This window comes from Flavobacterium pectinovorum (assembly GCF_022802975.1).
GTDB classification, from domain to species: Bacteria; Bacteroidota; Bacteroidia; order Flavobacteriales; family Flavobacteriaceae; genus Flavobacterium; species Flavobacterium pectinovorum_B.
On the sequence record NZ_JAFEVZ010000013.1, the window covers coordinates 82,686 to 103,206 of the forward strand.

14 protein-coding genes are annotated in these 20,521 nt (G+C 34.9%); 10 read left to right on the top strand and 4 right to left on the bottom strand.

Annotation, left to right across the window (positions count from 1 at the left end; translation table 11 throughout):
• The first annotated feature begins 254 nt into the window (after positions 1 to 254).
• The 4 genes from FLV_RS16695 to FLV_RS16710 all read left to right on the top strand — a co-directional run bounded on the left by FLV_RS16695 (position 255) and on the right by FLV_RS16710 (position 9,072).
• The gene (locus tag FLV_RS16695) at positions 255 to 3,056 is read left to right on the top strand and encodes a glycosyl hydrolase (RefSeq protein WP_243235402.1); all 2,802 of its coding nucleotides are present in this window, start codon (positions 255 to 257) and stop codon (positions 3,054 to 3,056) included.
• A gap of 18 nt (positions 3,057 to 3,074) precedes the next feature.
• A complete protein-coding gene (locus FLV_RS16700; protein ID WP_243235404.1) occupies positions 3,075 to 4,199 on the top strand; it encodes a glycoside hydrolase family 88 protein in 1,125 nt (374 codons plus the stop codon).
• A gap of 111 nt (positions 4,200 to 4,310) precedes the next feature.
• On the top strand, positions 4,311 to 7,277 hold the full coding sequence (locus FLV_RS16705; protein WP_243235412.1) for a glycoside hydrolase family 2 protein: 2,967 nt from the start codon (positions 4,311 to 4,313) through the stop codon (positions 7,275 to 7,277).
• Positions 7,261 to 9,072 (top strand): prolyl oligopeptidase family serine peptidase, encoded by a 1,812-nt coding sequence (locus FLV_RS16710; RefSeq protein WP_243235414.1) that lies wholly within the window; start codon positions 7,261 to 7,263, stop codon positions 9,070 to 9,072. Before FLV_RS16705 ends, FLV_RS16710 begins: the two co-directional genes overlap by 17 nt.
• Before the next feature lie 60 nt (positions 9,073 to 9,132).
• On the opposite strand, the gene FLV_RS16715 is transcribed toward FLV_RS16710, so the two are convergent.
• From FLV_RS16715 to FLV_RS16730, 4 genes are all read right to left on the bottom strand, one after another.
• Positions 9,133 to 11,532: a glycoside hydrolase family 31 protein gene (locus FLV_RS16715; protein WP_243235416.1), complete on the bottom strand. Its 2,400-nt coding sequence runs from the start codon at positions 11,530 to 11,532 to the stop codon at positions 9,133 to 9,135.
• 201 nt (positions 11,533 to 11,733) lie between these two features.
• Positions 11,734 to 13,638, bottom strand: coding sequence for a 1,4-alpha-glucan branching protein GlgB (gene glgB / locus FLV_RS16720; RefSeq protein WP_243235420.1), 1,905 nt, complete (start codon positions 13,636 to 13,638; stop codon positions 11,734 to 11,736).
• 178 nt (positions 13,639 to 13,816) lie between these two features.
• Positions 13,817 to 15,097 (bottom strand): glucose-1-phosphate adenylyltransferase, encoded by a 1,281-nt coding sequence (locus FLV_RS16725; protein ID WP_243235422.1) that lies wholly within the window; start codon positions 15,095 to 15,097, stop codon positions 13,817 to 13,819.
• A complete protein-coding gene (locus FLV_RS16730; RefSeq protein ID WP_243235424.1) occupies positions 15,087 to 16,514 on the bottom strand; it encodes a glycogen synthase in 1,428 nt (475 codons plus the stop codon). Before FLV_RS16730 ends, FLV_RS16725 begins: the two co-directional genes overlap by 11 nt.
• Before the next feature lie 134 nt (positions 16,515 to 16,648).
• Here FLV_RS16730 and FLV_RS16735 point away from each other — a divergent pair, with 134 nt between their 5' ends.
• The 6 genes from FLV_RS16735 to FLV_RS16760 all read left to right on the top strand — a co-directional run bounded on the left by FLV_RS16735 (position 16,649) and on the right by FLV_RS16760 (position 20,521).
• On the top strand, positions 16,649 to 17,518 hold the full coding sequence (locus tag FLV_RS16735; RefSeq protein WP_243235425.1) for an alpha/beta hydrolase: 870 nt from the start codon (positions 16,649 to 16,651) through the stop codon (positions 17,516 to 17,518).
• An 11-nt stretch (positions 17,519 to 17,529) separates the two neighbouring features.
• Complete coding sequence (locus FLV_RS16740) at positions 17,530 to 18,174, top strand: endonuclease III domain-containing protein (RefSeq protein ID WP_243235426.1); 645 nt, start codon at positions 17,530 to 17,532, stop codon at positions 18,172 to 18,174.
• A gap of 30 nt (positions 18,175 to 18,204) precedes the next feature.
• A complete protein-coding gene (locus tag FLV_RS16745; RefSeq protein ID WP_243235427.1) occupies positions 18,205 to 18,933 on the top strand; it encodes a DUF3667 domain-containing protein in 729 nt (242 codons plus the stop codon).
• Positions 18,934 to 19,017: 84 nt separating this feature from the next.
• Positions 19,018 to 19,344, top strand: a complete 327-nt coding sequence (locus FLV_RS16750; protein WP_243235439.1) for an ArsR/SmtB family transcription factor — start codon at positions 19,018 to 19,020, stop codon at positions 19,342 to 19,344.
• 55 nt (positions 19,345 to 19,399) lie between these two features.
• Positions 19,400 to 19,873, top strand: coding sequence for a DUF6428 family protein (locus FLV_RS16755; protein WP_243235440.1), 474 nt, complete (start codon positions 19,400 to 19,402; stop codon positions 19,871 to 19,873).
• A gap of 18 nt (positions 19,874 to 19,891) precedes the next feature.
• Positions 19,892 to 20,521 (top strand): low molecular weight phosphatase family protein, encoded by a 630-nt coding sequence (locus FLV_RS16760; RefSeq protein WP_243235444.1) that lies wholly within the window; start codon positions 19,892 to 19,894, stop codon positions 20,519 to 20,521.

Sequence of the window (20,521 nt, forward strand, 5' to 3'; positions counted from 1 at the left end):
ACAGGTTTTTAACAATACGAAATACAAAATTTAACTTATTTATTTTTCATATATTCCTAATTTTTCAAACAAAAAAACAACAAATAAAAAAAAATGCACTTCATTATTTATTTATTAATTTATTATCAATAAACAGTCAACAGGATGCAACAGGATAGCAAATTCATAAAAGCTTTTTATTTTTACTTGATTAGTATGCACCAAACACTGTTCTAATTTTATTATTCTTTCAAACGCTGAACACAGACATCATAATGAAACTTACGAAAACCTCACTTTCCTTCTTATTTATCTTTAGTTTTATCATTAATTCGTTTTCCCAACAGTCAAATTCATCACCCTGGCCGGAATCAACTAATATAAATCAGCCCTGGGCTCGCTGGTGGTGGATGGGAAGCGCCGTAGATAAACCAAACTTAAAAAAGAGTCTTGTCGATTTTCAGAAAGCCGGAATTGGCGGTGTAGAAATTACTCCTATATATGGTGTAAAAGGTGAAGAAAGCAATTTTATTGATTATCTGTCTCCAAAATGGATGGAAATGCTTGATTATACGATTCATGTTTCAGACAGTCTTCACATGCAGGTTGACATGGTTTTGGGAACCGGATGGCCTTACGGCGGTTCTCATGTTACCCTGCCTCATGCAGCCACAAAACTGATTGTCGAAAAATACCCGCTAAAAAAGAACGAAACAATAGACCGCTCAATTAAACTGGAAAATACTAAAGAAAAAACTCCTGCAGAACTTTTATACGTAGTAGCATACGGCAGCGATGGAAGCTATGTAAACCTAACAGATCAATTAAAAAACAAAAATTCAAAACTAAATGATAAAGGTATTGAAGGAGCTACAGTAACCTTGCCCAACACATTAGAACCGAACAAACTAAAATGGAAAGCAAAAAAAACAGATTATACTATCTATGCTGTTTTTAGCGGTAAAACCGGACAGCAGGTAAAAAGGTCTGCTCCCGGTGGAAAAGGCTATACTTTAGACCATTATTCAGAAGAAGCACTAAATGCTTACGTGGTTCCTTTTAATAATGCTTTAAAAGGGCGCGAAGGAAAAATCAGGGCTGTTTTTAATGATAGTTATGAAGTGTACGGAACTGATTTTACTCCAAATTTTTTCGAAGAATTCCAAAACCGAAGAGGTTATGATCTAAAAAAACAACTCCCTCTGATATTGAACGAAACCGATGATGAAATTTCTAACCGAATAAGAAGTGATTACAGACAAACGATAGGAGATTTATTATTGAATAAATTTGATACCCCATGGACACAATGGGCGCATTCAAAAAACTTTAAAACCAAGCTTCAGGCACACGGATCACCCGGAAATCTAATTGATTTATACGCTTCTGCTGATATCCCTGAATGCGAAACTTTCGGGTCTATGCCTTTTGATATCCCTGGTTTCAGACGTGATAAAGAAGACATTCGTGAAGGTGATGCTGATCCTGTAATGCTTAAATTCTCTTCGTCAGCTGCCCATATTTCAGGAAAAAACCTGGTTTCATCAGAAACTTTTACGTGGTTAAGAGAACATTTTAAAACTGCATTGTCACAATGTAAACCAGAAGCTGAAGATTTAATGCTAAACGGAGTGAATCATATTTTTCTTCATGGTTCGACATATTCGCCCGAAAGAGCAGTTTGGCCGGGTTGGAAATTTTATGCGTCTGTAAATTTTAACGCTACCAATAGCATTTGGGAAGATGCTCCTGCCCTGTTCTCTTATATCTCAAACTGCCAGTCGATGCTGCAGCAGGGAAAAGCTGATAATGAAATATTGCTTTACTGGCCTATTTTTGACAATTGGAACAAATACAAAAAAGGAAGTTTATTTGTCGAATACAAAATACATTCTTTAGATGAATGGCTGCATGGAACTCCTTTCTACAACACCACAAAAGAGTTAATGAAAAAAGGGTACGGTGTTGATTTTATCTCTGATAATTTTATTGCCGAAGCCAAAGTAATAGACGGAAAAATCAATCTTCCGGGCGGTACTTTTAAATCTTTAATTGTTCCTTCCTGTCAAAAAATACCTCTCGCTACTTTGCAAAAACTGATCGAGTTAAAAAAAGCCGGTGGTGAAATTATTTTTGAAGGACTACCGGAATCTGTTCCCGGTTTTAATGATTACAAAAATCAGGAAGCAAAACTTCAGTCTGTTTTAGCTGAAAACAAAGAGTATGTAAAGCCTGTTTCGAATATTTTTGAGACTTTAGAAAATGCTCAGATATATCCTGAAGTACTCGTTAATACAGGATTAAAATTCATTCGAAGAAATGTTGACGGCGAAAAAATATATTATCTGGTAAACCATACTCCAAAAACGATTGAAGGATTTATTCCATTAGAAATTGGCAATAAAGAAGTCGTGATTTTTGATCCTTTAAACAGTAATTATGGAAATGCAGCTGTTCAAAAAACAACCAAAAATACTTTGGTCAAAATAAAAATTGAACCGGGACAATCCTATTTTTTGAAAACTGAAAATACAGCTTCGCAAAAAAAATGGAATTACTATGAACCAGCCGCTGATGCCGTTACATTAAAAGGAAACTGGAAAATTACATTTGACAAAGGCGGTCCAAAATTACCTCCAAGTGCAACAATTTCAAATTTAGAATCATGGACAAAATTAGGTCCTGATGCAGAAGCGTTTTCAGGATCTGCAACGTACACTTTAGATTTTGATAACCCAAATGCTAAAGCTGAATCATGGAGTTTAAATCTGGGCGATGTTCGTGAAAGCGCAAAAGTCTGGCTTAATGATCAATTTATTGGTACTGCATGGTCTGTTCCTTATAAATTAAACATCGGAAAATTGAAACCGGGAAAAAACACCTTGAAAATTCAGGTAACAAACCTTTCTGCAAACCGAATTCGTGATAAAGAACTAAAAGGCGAAGAGTGGAAGATTTTCTACGAAATCAACATGGTTGATAAAGATTACAAAAAATTCGACGCCACAAAATGGTCGCCAATGCCATCAGGATTATTAGGACCTGTTACGATTACAGCTTTAAAACAACAAAATTAATTTCTCAATTATAATAAAATGAAAAAGTTACTTTTAGTTTTCGCTATATGCTTTTTATATACGAATACCACAAATGCACAACAGCCATTTGATAAAAAATTAGTGCTGAAACAAATGATTTTGGCAAATGATTATTTCATGCAAAAATGGCCGGAAACAGGTAAAACAATCATCACAAACAAAGAGCGCCCAAGCAATATCTGGACACGTGGTGTTTATTATGAAGGATTAATGGCTTTGCATGAAATTTTCCCAAAAGAAGCTTACTACAAATACGCTTACGACTGGTCAGAATTTCATAAATGGGGGTTTAACAGCGGAAACGTTACCCGAAATGCAGATAATTATTGTGCGGCTCAAACCTATATCGATTTGTATAATTTAGAACCGGATGCTAAAAAACTAAAAAATACCAAAGCCAATATCAACATGCTGCTGAATACGCCTCAACTTGACGATTGGTCATGGATTGATGCCATTCAGATGGGAATGCCGGTTTTTGCTAAACTGGGAGTACTTGAAAAAGACAATCGTTATTTCGAGAAAATGTATCAAATGTATATGTATTCAAGAAACAAACATGGAGACAACGGACTTTTTAATCCAAAAGATGGTTTATGGTGGCGTGATGCCGATTTTGATCCTCCATACAAAGAACCAAATGGAGAAGATTGCTACTGGAGCCGTGGAAACGGATGGGTAATTGGTGCTTTGGCTAAAGTTTTGACCATAATTCCTAAAAATGCGCCTCATAGAGAACAATATGTAAAAGATTTAAAAGCGATGGCAGCTGCATTGGTTCCTATTCAAAGAGCAGACGGATTCTGGAATGTAAGTTTGCATGATCCTACGAATTTTGGAGAAAAAGAAACTTCAGGAACCGCTTTGTTCGTTTACGGAATGGCTTACGGAATCAACAGCGGAATCTTAAAGAAAGAAACGTATTTGCCTGTAATCGAAAAGGCATGGAACGCCATGACCAAAGACGCTTTGCATGATACCGGATTCTTAGGGTTTTTACAGTCAACAGGAAAAGAACCTAAAGATGGTCAACCGTTATCATACGATAAAATCCCGGATTTTGAAGATTACGGATTAGGTTGTTTTTTATTGGCCGGATCAGAAATTTATAAAATGAAATAATTTGGGCGTGCCCCTCCCGAAAAGGTCGGGTCGGGCTGTACGTTCCCGCTTCCCGATGAAAAATCGGGAGAGCTCCACTTCCATCCCTCACGCAACTAACCAAGAACCACCATGAAAAAAATACTCTTTTGTCTTGTTTTGATATTCTTTAATTCAAGTCTTTTTTCACAAGAATTTAAAAGAGAAAAATACAATTTCAATTCCGATTGGAAATTACAAACAGGAGATTCCCAAAATGCGGAATCTCCTGTTTTTGATGATACCGCATGGAGAAAAGTTACGCTGCCTCATGCCTATAATCAGGAAGAGGCTTTTGAAAAAGATATTGACCATCATACAACAGGTATTGTCTGGTATCGTAAAAAATTTAAATTACCAAAAGGCATCAAGGACAAAAAAATCTTCCTGGAATTTGAAGGTATTCGTCAGGGCGGTGTTATTTATATCAACGGACAAAAAGTAGGGCTTCATGAAAATGGTGTAATGGGCTTTGGCTTTGATATTTCTGAAATTGTAAAATCTTTCCCTGAAGAAAACACAATTGCCTTAAGAATTGACAATGACTGGAAATACAGAGAAATAGCGACCAATTCTACCTATCAATGGAATAACATGAATTTCAATGCTAATTATGGCGGAATCCCAAAAAACGTTTTCCTTCATATTACAGGCAAATTATATCAGACACTTCCACTCTATTCTAATCTAAAAACTACTGGAGTTTACATTTATCCTTCTGATATAAACATTCAGGAACAAAGTGCCATTATTCATGCAGAAACTGAGGTTCGAAATGAATTTGAAACAGCAAAAAAAGTAGAATACAATGTAGTTATTGAAGACATTCAAGGCAAAACAATTGCTTCTTTTACAGGAGAAAAAACAAGCCTTCTTCCAAATGAAACTAAAATTATAAAATCCAGCAAACTCATTAACAATTTACACTTTTGGAGCTGGGGTTACGGCTATTTGTACACAGTAAAAACCATTTTAAAAGTCGATGGAAAAATCGTTGACGAAGTTTCAACCAAAACAGGTTTTCGTAAAACAGCATTCAAAAATGGTGAAATTTGGCTAAACGACAGAGTGATTCAGATCAAAGGTTATGCGCAAAGAACCAGCAACGAATGGCCGGCTATCGGTATGTCTGTTCCGCCCTGGCTGAGTGATTTTAGCAATAAATTAATTATTGAAGGCAACGGAAATTTAGTACGCTGGATGCACGTTACACCCTGGAAACAAGATGTAGAATCCTGTGACAGAATGGGATTACTACAGGCAATGCCTGCCGGAGATGCTGAAAAAGATGCTAAAGGCGAACAATGGAACCAGCGTACTAACCTGATGCGCGATGCTATTATTTACAACCGAAATAACCCGAGTATTATTTTTTACGAAAGCGGTAATGAGTCTATCAGCGAAGAACACATGAAAGAAATGAAAGCCATTCGAAATCTTTATGATCCGAATGGCGGACGTGCTATTGGCTCCCGTGAAATGCTGGACAGCAAAGAAGCAGAATATGGCGGTGAAATGCTTTACATCAATAAAAGCGCAAGAATACCTTTATGGGCAACCGAATATTCAAGAGATGAAGGCCTGCGTAAATATTGGGATGAATTCTCTCCTCCCTTTCATAAGGAAGGCGATGGTCCTTTATATCGTGATAAACCTGCCGAAGATTACAACCATAATCAGGACCGTCATGCTATCGAAAATATAATTCGCTGGTATGATTATTACAGAGAAAGACCGGGTACAGGAAAAAGAGTAAATTCGGGCGGTGTTAATATTATTTTCTCGGATTCTAATACCCACCACAGAGGCGAATCGAATTACAGAACCAGTGGCGAGGTAGATGCCATGCGTATCCCAAAAGACGGATTTTGGGCACATCAGGTGATGTGGGATGGTTGGGTTGATATCGAAAAACATCGTACTCACATTATGGGACACTGGAACTACGCCGATAAAGTGGTCAAAAATATTTATGTAGTTTCCACTGCTAATAAAGTGGAACTTTTTATCAACGGAATCTCACAGGGGTTTGGAAAACAAAGCAACCAGTTTCTCTTTACTTTTGAAAATATTGCATTTAAAGAAGGCACTATAAAAGCGATTGGCTACGATGAAAAAGGAGCTATTTTAAGTGAAGACTCTAAAATGACTGTTGGAAATCCCACAGCAATCAGACTAAAATTAATTACGCAAAAGCTGGGACTTCTAGCAGATGGCGCAGATACAGCTTTGATTGATGTTGAAGTTGTTGACAAAAATGGAAATCGCTGCCCAATCAGCAATGACCTGATTACTTTTTCTGTTGATGGTCCTGCGACTTGGTTAGGCGGAATTGCTCAAGGGCCTAACAATTATATTCTTTCTAAAGCGCTTCCGGTTGAAAATGGTGTTAACAGAGTGATGCTGCAGTCCATGATGATAAACAGAAAGATAAAAATTTCAGCTGTAGCCAAAGGATTAAAATCAGCTGAATTGACTTTTGAAAGCAAAGTCTTTAAAACTCAAAATGGACTTTCCACAGCAATTCCAGGTGTTAATTTAGCGTCGAATTTAGAAAGAGGCCCTACTCCAAAAACGCCATCTTACACAATAAAAAGAAATCCTGTAGTTATTGTAAGTGCTTCGTCGCTTTCAAATAATAATGATACTTTTAAAAGCTACGATGATAACGAACTAACAGAATGGAAAAATGATGGAAATGTAAAAAGCGGTTCAATAACCTATACATTCTCAAAACCTTCAACAGTGAACGAATGTGTAATAAAATTAACCGGATGGAGGTCTAAAATTTATCCAATTCGTATTTTAGCAGACGGAAAAGAAGTTTTCAAAGGCAATACAACTCAGAGTCTGGGTTATATTACGATTCCTGTAGAGCCGGTTTTAACTGAAAAAATCACAATTGAACTCATTGGATCAAACACTGAAAAAGATGGATTCTCTAAAATTGTTGAAGTGGAAGCAAACAAAGATTTAGATTTATTTAAAGACCCAACAGCTGTAGATGCAAAGGGACAATTACGCATTGTTGAAATAGAATTTTATGAAAAAATCAAATAATTTAAACCGAATTAAAGCAATTTTAATTAGTATTTCTTTAGGAATAAGTCTTTCAGCTTCCTCTCAAAAAAAAGAAATTCCATTGTGGGATAAAGTTCCGGATGCTATTGAGAATACAGAATATACAGAGAAAATAGTTACTAATAAGGAGGGTATTGCTGTTGATGTCCGCAAAGTAACCACGCCTACCCTTACAGCTTATTTTGCAGATCAGGAAAAATCAAACGGAACAGCTGTTATAATATGTCCTGGAGGCGCTTACGGAATACTGGCCATTGACAAAGAAGGTTATAAAGTTGCCGAATGGTTTAACAGTTTAGGAATAAATGCTTTTGTTTTAAAATACAGACTGCCGAACGATTTGATTATGAAAGACAAAACAGTTGCGCCTCTGCAGGATGCTCAGGAAGCCGTTCGCCTACTTCGAAGAAATGCAGTTAAATGGAACCTAAATCCTAACAAAATTGGTTTTATGGGATTTTCTGCCGGAGGTCATCTGGCTTCAACTTTAGCTACGCATTATAACGATAAGGTTTACACTCCTTCTGATACAACAAGTGCAAAACCTAATTTTTCAATTTTAATTTATCCTGTAATATCCATGCAGGAAGGTGTTACGCACCAAGGTTCAAAAGATAATTTGTTAGGCAAAAATGCCCAGGGCGAAATCGTTGAAAAATATTCGAACGAAAAACAAATAACTACTGAGACACCAAAAACATTTTTAGTGCATGCTACTGATGACAAGGCTGTTCCTGTAGAAAATAGCATCAATTATTATTTAGGTCTTAAAAAAGAAAAAGTCCTTGCAGAAATGCATTTGTATGAAAACGGAGGTCACGGATTTGGCCTGGGCGTAAAAGGCACCAACTCCTACTGGCCGGAAGCCTGTAAAAAATGGCTCGCTGTTAACGATTACATCTTAAAATCTGATGGTTATGTGTTCACTTATTTTAAAGGGAATGGTGAAGACGGTTTGCATCTGGCTTACAGCGAAGATGGTTATAAATGGAATACTTTAAAAAACGATACTTCTTTTTTAACTCCTGAAGTTGGAAAAGATAAGCTTATGAGAGACCCGTGTGTCATAAAAGGCGGAGACGGCTTATATCACATGGTCTGGACGGTAAGCTGGACAGATAAAGGAATTGGTTATGCCTCTTCAAAAGATTTGATTCACTGGTCAAAACAGCAATTTATTCCGGTTATGGCTCATGAAGAAAAAACCAGAAATACCTGGGCTCCTGAAATTACGTATGATGAAAAATCTAAAACCTACATGATTTACTGGGCTTCTACAATTGACGGAAAGTTTCCGGAAACCAAATCAGAAGAAGAAAAAGGATACAATCACAGGATTTACTATACCATAACTAAGGATTTTAAAAAATTCTCTAAAACCAAATTGCTTTACGAACCTGGTTTTAATGTCATTGATGCTTCTATTGTAAAAACAAATGAAGGCTACACAATGTATTTAAAAGATGAAACAAAAGTCCCGGTTCAGAAGAATTTAAAAATTGCCACAAGTAAAAAACTCGAAGGTCAGTACACAAAAGCAAGTGAACCTATCACTGGAAATTATTGGGCAGAAGGCCCTACTGCTATCCAAATAAATAATGAATGGATTGTTTACTTTGATAAATACACTCAAAAGAAATATGGTGCTGTTAAACAAACCTCCAAAGGCTGGGAAGATATTTCAGAACAGGTTAGTTTTCCTAAAGGAACCAGACACGGAACTGTAATTAAAGTTTCTGCAGCTGAAATTAAAGCTTTAAAAGAAATAAAATAAAATCTGTATAGATGATAAAAAAACAGCGAACTTAAATTTCAAAGTTCGCTGTTTTTTTTATTATTCTCCAACAATATGAAGCTCATTAAATTCCTTGTCTACAATTAGGAAATGATTCAATTCAAAATCAATTGCGTTAAATTCAATCTTTTCATTATCAATTTCAATTTCAGTCACTTTAAAAGGCAATCCAATTAAGTTGATTTTGTACTTGCTGTAAGCTGTATCATATTTTCCTTCTTTATGTAGCTGAATAATAAGTTCTTTTTCTTTTCCGATGGTTCTGAAAGATAAAAAGCTATAACGTCCTTTTTTATAATCGTAGCCATCCTGTGCATCTTCATAAACTTCTGATTTTTCCTTACCAATTTTAAAGTAACAATCCAGAACTAATTCATCAAATTCCAATTCCCCAACATATTGCTGTACAGGATATTTTGGAATAATAGATCCCGCTTTTACGAAAACCGGAATTTCATCAAATTTAGTATCAACCCAAACTTCACGACCTCCAATCGCAAATTCATTCGTCCAGTAGTTATACCACTCACCTCTTGGAATATACATACGTCTTCCTACAGCATTAGGCTCCAGAATTGGGCAAACTAATATATGATTCCCAAAGATAAATTCGTCATTGCGATAATGCGTCTGAGTATCATCCTGATCGTAATATACCAACGGTTTCAGCATCGGAATCCCCTCTTCAATATACTGCCAGAACATCGTATATAAGTAAGGTAACAATTGGTAGCGAAGATTCACAAATTTTCGGGTAATATTGACTACTTCTTCATCAAAGGCCCAAGGCTCCTGATTTCCGTGATCTCCTGAAGAATGTGTTCTGCAAAAAGGATGAAAAACACCTAACTGAATCCAGCGTGCGTATAATTCACCTGTTGGCTGTTCGGCAAATCCTCCAATATCAGAACCCGTGAATCCCATTCCGGAGATAGACATTCTCTGAACCTGAATATTAGCAATCCACAAGTGTTCCCAGGTTGCTACGTTATCACCTGTCCACGAAGATGTATAGCGCTGTGCACCCGAATAAGCAGATCTTGTAATGACAAAAGGGCGCTTTGGATACGCAAATCGTTTCACTCCATGATAAGTTGCTCTTGCCATTTGAGTACCGTAGATGTTATGCGCTTTTCTGTGACTGCATGGATTTCCGTCATAAACATGTCGAACATCCATTGGAAAAGTTTTATTTGGAACCTCCATAACGGCAGGCTCGTTCATATCATTCCACACTCCTTTTACTCCAATATCAGAAATTAATTCTTTAAATAACCCTGCCCACCATTCTCTTACTACAGGATTGGTATAATCCGGAAAATTACATTCGCCTGGCCAGACTTTCCCTTTCATATAAGGTCCGTCTGCTCTTTTACAGAAATAGTCTTTTTCCAGACCTTCTTTATAAACCCAGTAATTTTTATCTATTTTAATTCCGGGGTCAATGATTACTATCGTTTTAAAACCATCTTCGGCTAATTCAGCAACCATTTTTTTTGGATCCGGAAAATAATCTTTATTCCATGTAAAACATCGAAAACCATCCATATAATCGATGTCCAGATATATTGCATCACAAGGAATTTTAAGTTCCCTGAATTTTGAAGTGATTTCTTTTACTTTACTCTCCGGATAGTAACTCCATTTACATTGATGGTATCCTAAAACCCAAAGTGGCGGCAATTCCGGCTTACCGGTCAAATCGGTGTAAGTCGTAACAACATCCTGCATTTGCGGGCCGTAAACGAAATAATAATTCATTTCGCCACCTTCACTCCAGAAACTGGTTACGTTTCTTCTTTCCTGGCAAAAATCAAAAAAAGTTCGAAATGTATTATCAAAGAAAATACCGTAAGATTGTTTGTTATGCAGGCCAATATAAAAAGGAACTACTTTATACAAAGGTTCCTGATCTTTATGATAAGCGTATTGATCCGTAGCAAAATTTTCTACTCTTTTGCCTTTTAAATTCATTTGTGTGGCTTTGTCTCCAAGACCGTAAAAACATTCACCATCTTTTGATGATTTACTCATTTTTACGATATTTCCGCCATATTCATAACTCTCTTCCCAATGAAAACCAAGTTCGTCTTCGAGAATTAAAAAATCATTCAAATCATAAATCGACAAACGAAGATCTGCCTTTTTAATTTTACATTTTACTTTACTAGTCCTGATTTCAAAATGATTTTCTTCTTCTGTAACATTCAGAACATTATAACCATGCAGCTGACTTTTATCAATTGCATACGAAAAATCATTACTAAAATAGCCTTTTGTAGTAAACCTAAACCGAATTAAACTATCCCTAAGAATAGTGACTTTTAAAATTACATTGTTATCTGTATTGAAAGAAATGGAATCGCCTTCATGCTCATACGAAACGACTTTTGATGGAAATAAATTTCCTTTGTATTCTAGTGCGGTATTTGTAATCATATGACTAATGGATTAATTTTAATTTTGCTGCCTTTAGTTTCAAACTTACAAAAAAACTTAGTAATCCCCTATGAATAAACGGTTTATTAACGAAAACGTTTTTTCTGCCTGAGTGATAATTTACACCTCAAAAAAACATCAATTCATTAATTTACACCCTTAAAAATAACAAAATCACAGTCTTATGAATAAGAAGATTTTTTATACGAAAGAATAAACCGTAACACTTAATGGAGGCAAAATTAATTCAACCGAAAAATCTCTCCCATCATAAGAAAAGGATTCAACTTCTAATACTCCTGAATTTGTAACCCCGCTTCCGCCGTAAAGTTTAGAATCACTGTTAAAAATTTCTTTCAGGTTAGCTTCTTTAGGAACTCCAATTCTGTAATTATCCCTGACAACCTGAGTAAGATTGCAGACAATGACTAAATTTTCATCAGGATTATTTCCCTTTCGAATATAGGATAAAACAGCATTTTGATGATCGGAATAATTAATCCATTCAAAGCCATCTCCGCTGAATTGTTTTTCATACAAAGCCGGACTTGATTTATACAATTGATTTAAATCTCTAATTACATCTTTGATACCTGAATGATAATCATATTTCAACAGATGCCAATCCAGGCTGTTTTCAAAATTCCACTCGGCTGTTTGTCCAAATTCAGATCCCATAAACAATAATTTGGTTCCGGGATGTGTAAACATATAACCGTAAAGCAGTCTAAGATTGGCAAATTTCTGCCATTCATCACCCGGCATTTTATACACAATAGATTGTTTTCCGTAAACCACTTCATCATGCGAAAAAGGCAGCATAAAATTTTCGGTAAAAGCATAAGTCATCGAAAAAGTCAAATCATTTTGATGGTATTTTCTGTAAACCGTATCTTTTTGAAAGTATTTTAAAGTATCGTGCATCCAGCCCATCATCCATTTCATTCCGAAACCTAAACCTCCTGTGAATGTTGGTCTGGAAACCATTGGAAAAGAAGTACTTTCTTCTGCAATGGTTTGAACCCCATTAAAATTAGCATAAATAACTTCATTAAATTCTTTAAGAAAACTTATGGTTTCAAGATTTTCTCTTCCACCATAAATATTAGGTTCCCACTCCCCTTCATTTCTGGAATAATCTAAATATAACATCGAAGCTACAGCATCAACTCTTAAACCATCAACATGATAATTTTGAAGCCAAAAAACGGCGTTGCTAATTAAAAAAGCACGAACTTCATTGCGTCCGTAGTTAAAAACAAGACTTTTCCAGTCCGGATGATAACCTTTTCTACGATCCGGATGTTCATATAAATGCGAACCGTCAAAAAATCCTAGACCGTGCGCATCATCTGGAAAATGTGACGGAACCCAATCCAGAATTACACCAATACCAGCCTGATGCAATTTATCTACCAAAACCATAAAATCCTGTGGTTTGCCAAAGCGGGAGGTTGGCGCAAAATACCCTACCAGCTGATATCCCCATGAAGGATCATAAGGATACTCCATGACCGGCATAAATTCTACGTGTGTAAAACCGGTTTCTTTAACATAAGCCACCAAATCATCCGCCAGTTCCAGATAGGTTAAAAACTTATTATCATTTCCGCGTTTCCACGAACCTAAATGTACTTCATAAACTGAATAAGGTTTATCCAAAGCATTGTGCTCAGGACGTGACTGCATCCATTTTTCATCTTTCCAGTTATAATCCAAATCCCAGACCACAGAAGCCGTATGAGGTGGTTTTTCGCAGTATAAAGAAAACGGATCTGCTTTTTCTGTTACAATTCCATCAATATTTGACTCAATTTTATATTTATAAAGTGCTCCTTTATCTAAATTTGGAATAAAACCTTCCCAAATTCCGGAAGAATCCCAACGCACCTGAAGCAAATGCTCACCTTGTGTCCAATAATTAAAATCGCCAACCACTGAAACAGATTGTGCAGTTGGTGCCCAAACGGCAAAATAAACACCTTTTACTCCATTAACTTCTACTAAATGCGCACCTAGTTTTTCGTATAATTTGAAGTGTTTCCCTGCCTTGAATAAATCGATATCAAAATCAGTAAATAGAGAATAGGTAATAACGTTGGACATATATTGGGGTTCTTAGTGATTAGTAACCAGTACTTAGTGAATAGTAACTAGTCCTTAGTATTTAGTAATCAGTGTTTTTTATTTTTATTGATAATTAATTAATAATCCTAGTCATAGTCGTTAGTACAAAGAATACTCTTTACGAATCACTAAGGACTAATTACTCGGGACTAAAAAACTAATCTATCCTGAAATTATCCGGAAGAATTGCTCCTTTTTTAATGACCACAATTCCGTCCTTAATACTATATAATTCATTAGTAAAATTTTCTAAATGCTTTCCTCCGTTAATATGAACGTTATTTCCAATACGTACATTTTTATCAACTAAAACATTTTTAATGAAACAATTTTCACCAATTCCAATATGTATTTTGTTGTTTATTGTATCCCGATTCATTTCATCAAGATCCTGATAAAAATCATTACCCATTACATACGAGTGCTTAATCACGGTTCCTTCACCAATTCTGGAACGTATACCTATTACCGAATTTTTAATTTCATTCGCGTTGATGATACAACCTTCTGAAATTAAAGACTGATTGATATTTGAATTTCTAAATTTTGAAGGCGGCAATAACCTCGGACGTGTAAAGATTTTGTTTTCATCATCAAATAAATTAAATTCCGGTATATCAGCAGTCAAACCAATATTTGCCTCGAAAAAGGAATCAATATTTCCAATGTCTGTCCAGTATCCTTCGTATTGGTAGCTTAAAATTTTATGTTTTCCAACGGCTTGGGGAATAATTTCTTTTCCAAAATCCTTTGTATCCGGATTAGCCATCAAATCTTCCAATAATTGACGATTAAAGATATAAATCCCCATTGAAGCCAGATATTTTTTGCCTTTTTCCTGCATTTGTTCACTTACTTCAGACTCCCATTGCGGTAAAAGCGAAGCATCCGGTTTTTCAATAAAAGCTTCAATACAACTTTCATGATTGGTTTTCAGGATTCCAAATTCAGGGGCGTCTTTTGCATTTACGGGCAAAGTCGCAATCGAAATTGCAGCATCAGCCTTGATGTGAGCTTCCAGCATTTCGTTAAAATCCATTTGATATAACTGATCTCCGGAAAGTATTAAAGCATATTCAAAATCGTGTTTTAAAAAATGCGACATACACTGGCGAACAGCATCGGCAGTTCCCTGAAACCAGGTTGGATTGTCAGGAGTTTGTTCGGCAGCTAGAATATCAACAAATGACTGGCTGAAAATACTAAAATTAAAAGTGTTTTTGATATGCGCATTTAAAGAAGCCGAATTAAATTGTGTCAAAACAAATATTTTAAAGATATCTGAATTAATACAATTTGAAATAGGAATATCTACTAATCTGTATTTTCCACCAATTGGAACAGCCGGTTTTGACCTTGTTTCGGTTAACGGATACAAACGTGATCCCTGACCACCTCCTAAAATAATGGCAACAACTCCTTTTTTGTTAACTTTCATGTTTCTGAATTATTTGGTTATATGTTTCGATATATTCTTGGCAAACTCTTTCCCAGGAATGATCCGTTGACATTCCTTTTATTATTATTTTATTAAACCTGGTTTTATCATTATAAAGATTTACGGCACGATTGATTGAATAACAAACATCTCCAACCGAAGCCTGATCGTGACAAATTCCGTTTCCATCATCTCCAAAATCAATTACGGTATCCCGCAAACCGCCGGTTCTTCTCACAATAGGAATTGTTCCGTAGCGCAAAGCATACATCTGATTTAATCCGCAAGGTTCTACTCTTGACGGCATTAAAATAAAATCGGAACCTGCATAAATCAAATGTGCCAGTTCTTCATTATACCCAATAAAAACATTATAGTTTCCTTTGTAATCATTACTTAATTGTAACAATTGAGCTTCGATATCAGGATTTCCGGATCCTAAAATCAATAGGTTTATATCCTTAAAATTTTCAGACAAGGCCAATGCTGAAGCCAGAGGTAAAAGATCACCTCCTTTTTCATCAAATAATCTTCCAATAAAACTAAACAGCGGTTTTGAAGCATCTAAATCAAACCGTTCGCAAAGCTTTTCTTTGTTTTTTTGTTTACCTGTTTCAAAATCATCAATACTAAAATGTTCTTCCAGCATTTTATCTTTTAAAGGATTCCAGACTTCAATGTCTATTCCGTTTAAAATTCCCTTCGATTTACTTCGTACCGAATTAAATAAAGATTCCAGTCCATTAGCCGAAACATTAATTTCATCCAGATAACTTGGTGAAACAGTCGTAACCGCATGGGCACATTTGACAGCCACAGCTAATGAATTGAGAGAATTATTCCATTCTAAAAAGCCGGCGTGTTTTAAATCAAATTCAGGTATATAATGCATTTTATCAAACCCAAACCATCCTTGATACAAACCGTTATGAATGGTTATTACGGTTCTCACTTCGCTTAACACTTCATATTTATAGCTAAATTGAAGCATAAACGGAATCAGTCCTGTGTGATGATCGTGGCAGTTTATAACATCAGGAACCGTATTTCTGGCCTTAATCCAGTCTAAAACCGCAATCTGAAAAGATAAAAACCGTTCGATATCATCATCATAGCCATAGATATTTGGCCTGTCAAATAGTTCTTTAATTTCTATCAGGTATAACTCGTAACCTAATTTATCTGTACGCTCTTTTAATACACTATACGGAAATTGAAAACTGCCTAATTCGACTGTTCCCCAGTGTACACATACAAAATCATTTTCATTTTTAAATTTAGTATCATAAGAAGGAACAACTACCCGCACCTCATGACCTGCGTTTTGTTGGTATTTTGGTAATGCCCCAACAACATCGGCTAATCCGCCAACTTTGGCCATTGGGTAACATTCTGCACTAATATGAAATATTTCCATTAAAAGACTGCTGTTTTTATAAATTGGTGCTCAATTAAATTAATACGTAAATTGGTATTATTCTGTAATTTTATGTTTTTTTAAATTTAGGAAAAAACTAAGTAAAATTCAGCTGCTAAATAAAAATTATCATTATGCCAAAAAAATCAGTAAATCCTGTAAAATCCTTAAAAATCCCGCTATTTATTCTTGTTTCCAGCAAATTATGTGCTTTTTTTTCTCCTAAGCTTGCTACCATTTATGCAGCTAAACTTTTTACAACACCTATAAAACATAAAGTTCCGAAAAGAGAACTGGAAATGGATGCAGGAAGCGCACAAAAAGTAATTCATATTCCGTCAATCAATAAAAACATTACAGTTTATGAATATATTAAAAGCGAAAAAAAAGTTTTACTGGTTCATGGCTGGTCAGGAAGAGGTACACAATTGTTTAAAATTGCAGATGCTTTGTTAGAAAAAGGATACGCTGTAGTGAGTTTTGATGCTCCTGCGCACGGAAAATCAAAAGGAAATTCTACTATAATGTCTGAATTCATTGAATCAATCTTGGAAATTGAAAATTTGTACGGAACGTTCGATATAGCCATAGGTCATTCGCTTGGAGGAATGTCAGTTTTAAATTCAGTTAAGAGCGGTTTAAACGTAAAAAAAGCTGTAGTAATTGGTAGTGGTGATATTGTACAGGATATTTTAGATGATTTTATTTTAAAATTGGGTTTAAAAACCGAAATTAGTATTCGTTTACGTGATTATTTCGAAAACAAATATCAGGTCAAAATGGATGATTTTTCGGCATACAAAGCGGCTGCAGAATTAGAAATTCCTGTTTTGGTTATCCATGATAAAGACGATCCTGAAGTTCCTGTAAAAGCCGGAATCCATATTCATGAACATTTAAAGAAAGGCAGTTTGTTTTTAACCGAAGGTTTGGGACACCGCAAAGTTTTAGGAAACCAAAGCGTAATTAAAAAGATTACAGAATTCATAAACAAAAATGATTAATTGAAATTGACATGGATTTATTTGGCGAAACAAAGAACCGGGAAAACGACTTAAAACCCATTTTAAATAAATACAAAGGAAAAAAGCATCCTTTGCATTATGAAAACACCTATCAATTATTGGTAATGGTGATTTTATCAGCTCAGGATTCTGATGCCAATATCAACTCTATTGCTCCTGCCTTGTTTGCTGAGTTCCCTACTTTACAAAGTTTATCGAAAACAGACAGAGAAAGTTTTATTCCTTATGTCAGCAAGGTTCGGAATCATGCAACCAAAACAGAATGGCTTCTGGAAATTGCAAAAACAATTAAAAATGATGACAATATTCCATTAACCATGAACGGATTGACAGCTTTAAAAGGACTGGGAAGAAAATCTGCGAATGTTATCCTGAGAGAAACACACCAGCCCGCAGAAGGAATTATTACCGATTTGCATGTAATAAGAGTGGCTCCCAGAATTGGAATTGCACAGGAAAGTAAAGACGGTAACAAAATAGAAAAGCAATTAATGGAAGCTTTGCCAAAAAAAATCTGGTCAGAAATTGGCATGGCCATTTCTTTTTTAGGTAGAGAAACCTGCAGGCCAAAACCCAAATGCGAAGAATGTCTTTTGAAAGATTACTGTGAATACTTTTTAAGTTCTTTAAACTGAAAAATTATCCTTTAAATATAATTTGAATCTATGAATATTACATGTAAAAATTGCGGACAGATTTTTAAAGGGCATTACTGTAACAATTGCGGACAAACTGCCGAAACCCATAAAATTAACTCCCATTTTTTATGGCACGATATTCAACACGGATTATTACATTTTGATAAGGGAATCTTATACTCTTTCAAACAGTTATTTACACGCCCGGGACATTCTGTTCGTGAATTCATTGAAGGAAAACGTGTAAAACATTTTAAACCTTTTTCTCTGGTTGTTGTACTGGCAACACTATATGGTTTTTTATTTCACTCTTTTCATGTTGATTTATTTGGTGATTCCTCAGAAATAGATTTAAGTGGTTTCAACGAATGGTCCGTGACACATTTTTCATGGATTACTATTGCTACCATTCCAATTTTTACATTAGGAACTTACATTTGTTTTAGAAAACAGGGCTATAACTTTATTGAATATTTTGTTTTAAATTCATTCAAAGCTTCTCAAAAACTTTTTGCTCATCTTGCCACTTTCCCTTTACTTTATTATTTTAACGGAACATCGCATTACAAAACCATAACATTCATCATTTACCTGATTGATATTATTTTAATTTTTTGGACAAACATTCAGTTTTTTAATAAAATTTCCAAAAGTAAAGCACTGCTTTTGTCCATTCTTAGTCATATCATTTTCTTAATCCTTTTTACAATCATACTGGTTGCAAGCTTCATGACTACCGGAAAAATTCCATCATAACCTATGGATTTAAAAAATATATCTTTTTTTTCTTTTTTATTACTTATTTAATCGTAATATTGCAATATTTAAATAAAAAATAAAATGGGGGCTACAAAAACAGATCATTTTACTGAGAGACAAAATCAGATTGCCAAAATTGCAAAAGCATTAGGACATCCTGCCAGAATTGCCATTATTGAATATCTGCTTAAAGTAAACACTTGCATTTGCGGTGATATTGTAAACGAACTTCCTCTCGCCCAGCCTACCGTATCACAACATTTAAAAGAATTAAAAAACGCAGGCATTATTAAAGGAAATATTGAAGGAACTGCAATTTGCTACTGTATCGACGAAAAAGTTGTAGGCATTTTAAATGATTATTTTTCTAAAATTATCCTAACTGTTACCAATCAAAAATGTTGCTAAACATTTTTTTTATAATCAATCGTAATATTGCAATAAAATAATAAAATATAAAACCATGAAACTTTCAGAAATTAAAATCATACTTGAAACAGTAGAGACAGTAAATTTTCAGTTACCCAACGGGAATTTTGTACCGGAATACTTTCATGTTACTGAAGTAGGCTTAATCACTAAAAACTTTATTGATTGCGGAGGAACGGTTCGCAAAGAAACCTTAGTAAATTTTCAGCTTTGGAATGCCAATGATTTTGAGCATCGTTTAAAACCACAGAAACTAATTGATATTATTGAACTTTCTGAAAAAGTTTTAGGAATTGAAGATTTTGAAATTGAAGTCGAATATCAGGATACTACAATTGGAAAATATGATTTAGACTTTAACGGAAAGGATTTCCTGTTGCTGAACAAACAAACTGCTTGTCTGGCTCAGGACCAATGTGGAATTCCGACAGAAAAACCAAAACTTAAATTATCTCAATTACATACAGACAATTCTAACTCATGTACTCCAGGCGGAAGCTGTTGCTAAACTTTAACTTAAATAAAAATGTTAAATAAAAACACATTATTTACTGAAATAAAATATTTTACAGAAAAAATAAACTTTAAAAGTATCACTACAGAACGTAAAATAATTTTACAACCGCTTATTGATTTTATTCAACTTAAAGTAGAAAATCAAGAAGAAATCCAATTAAATTTAATTTGCACACACAACTCCAGAAGAAGTCATTTGTCACAAATCTGGGCACAAACAGCAGCATATTATTACGGTATAAAAAATGTTTTTTGTTATTCTGGCGGAACAGAAGCTACTGCTATGTTCCCGAAAGTTGCTGAAACTTTACAAAATACAGGATTTAAAATTCAGAAACTTTCTGATGGAAACAATCCGGTTTATGCAATAAAATTTGCTCAAAATCAATTACCAATTATCGCTTTTTCTAAAACCTATGACGATGCTTTTAATCCGGAAAGCAATTTTGCAGCGATTATGACTTGTTCTAATGCAGATGAAGGCTGTCCGTTTATTGCAGGAGCCGAAAAACGAATTCCGATTACATTTGAAGATCCAAAAGCTTTTGATAATACCCCGCAGCAAGCAGAAAAATATAAGGAACGCAGTCTTCAAATTGCTACTGAACTATTTTATGTTTTCTCTCAAATAAAAAAATAA

What these genes read in the sequence shown, in the direction of transcription:
- FLV_RS16695 (WP_243235402.1), top strand. Translation starts at nt 255, where the DNA reads ATGAAACTTACGAAAACCTCACTTTCCTTCTTATTTATCTTTAGTTTT.
- FLV_RS16700 (WP_243235404.1), top strand. Translation starts at nt 3,075, where the DNA reads ATGAAAAAGTTACTTTTAGTTTTCGCTATATGCTTTTTATATACGAAT.
- FLV_RS16705 (WP_243235412.1), top strand. Translation starts at nt 4,311, where the DNA reads ATGAAAAAAATACTCTTTTGTCTTGTTTTGATATTCTTTAATTCAAGT.
- FLV_RS16710 (WP_243235414.1), top strand. Translation starts at nt 7,261, where the DNA reads ATGAAAAAATCAAATAATTTAAACCGAATTAAAGCAATTTTAATTAGT.
- FLV_RS16715 (WP_243235416.1), bottom strand. Translation starts at nt 11,532, where the DNA reads ATGATTACAAATACCGCACTAGAATACAAAGGAAATTTATTTCCATCA.
- glgB (WP_243235420.1), bottom strand. Translation starts at nt 13,638, where the DNA reads ATGTCCAACGTTATTACCTATTCTCTATTTACTGATTTTGATATCGAT.
- FLV_RS16725 (WP_243235422.1), bottom strand. Translation starts at nt 15,097, where the DNA reads ATGAAAGTTAACAAAAAAGGAGTTGTTGCCATTATTTTAGGAGGTGGT.
- FLV_RS16730 (WP_243235424.1), bottom strand. Translation starts at nt 16,514, where the DNA reads ATGGAAATATTTCATATTAGTGCAGAATGTTACCCAATGGCCAAAGTT.
- FLV_RS16735 (WP_243235425.1), top strand. Translation starts at nt 16,649, where the DNA reads ATGCCAAAAAAATCAGTAAATCCTGTAAAATCCTTAAAAATCCCGCTA.
- FLV_RS16740 (WP_243235426.1), top strand. Translation starts at nt 17,530, where the DNA reads ATGGATTTATTTGGCGAAACAAAGAACCGGGAAAACGACTTAAAACCC.
- FLV_RS16745 (WP_243235427.1), top strand. Translation starts at nt 18,205, where the DNA reads ATGAATATTACATGTAAAAATTGCGGACAGATTTTTAAAGGGCATTAC.
- FLV_RS16750 (WP_243235439.1), top strand. Translation starts at nt 19,018, where the DNA reads ATGGGGGCTACAAAAACAGATCATTTTACTGAGAGACAAAATCAGATT.
- FLV_RS16755 (WP_243235440.1), top strand. Translation starts at nt 19,400, where the DNA reads ATGAAACTTTCAGAAATTAAAATCATACTTGAAACAGTAGAGACAGTA.
- FLV_RS16760 (WP_243235444.1), top strand. Translation starts at nt 19,892, where the DNA reads ATGTTAAATAAAAACACATTATTTACTGAAATAAAATATTTTACAGAA.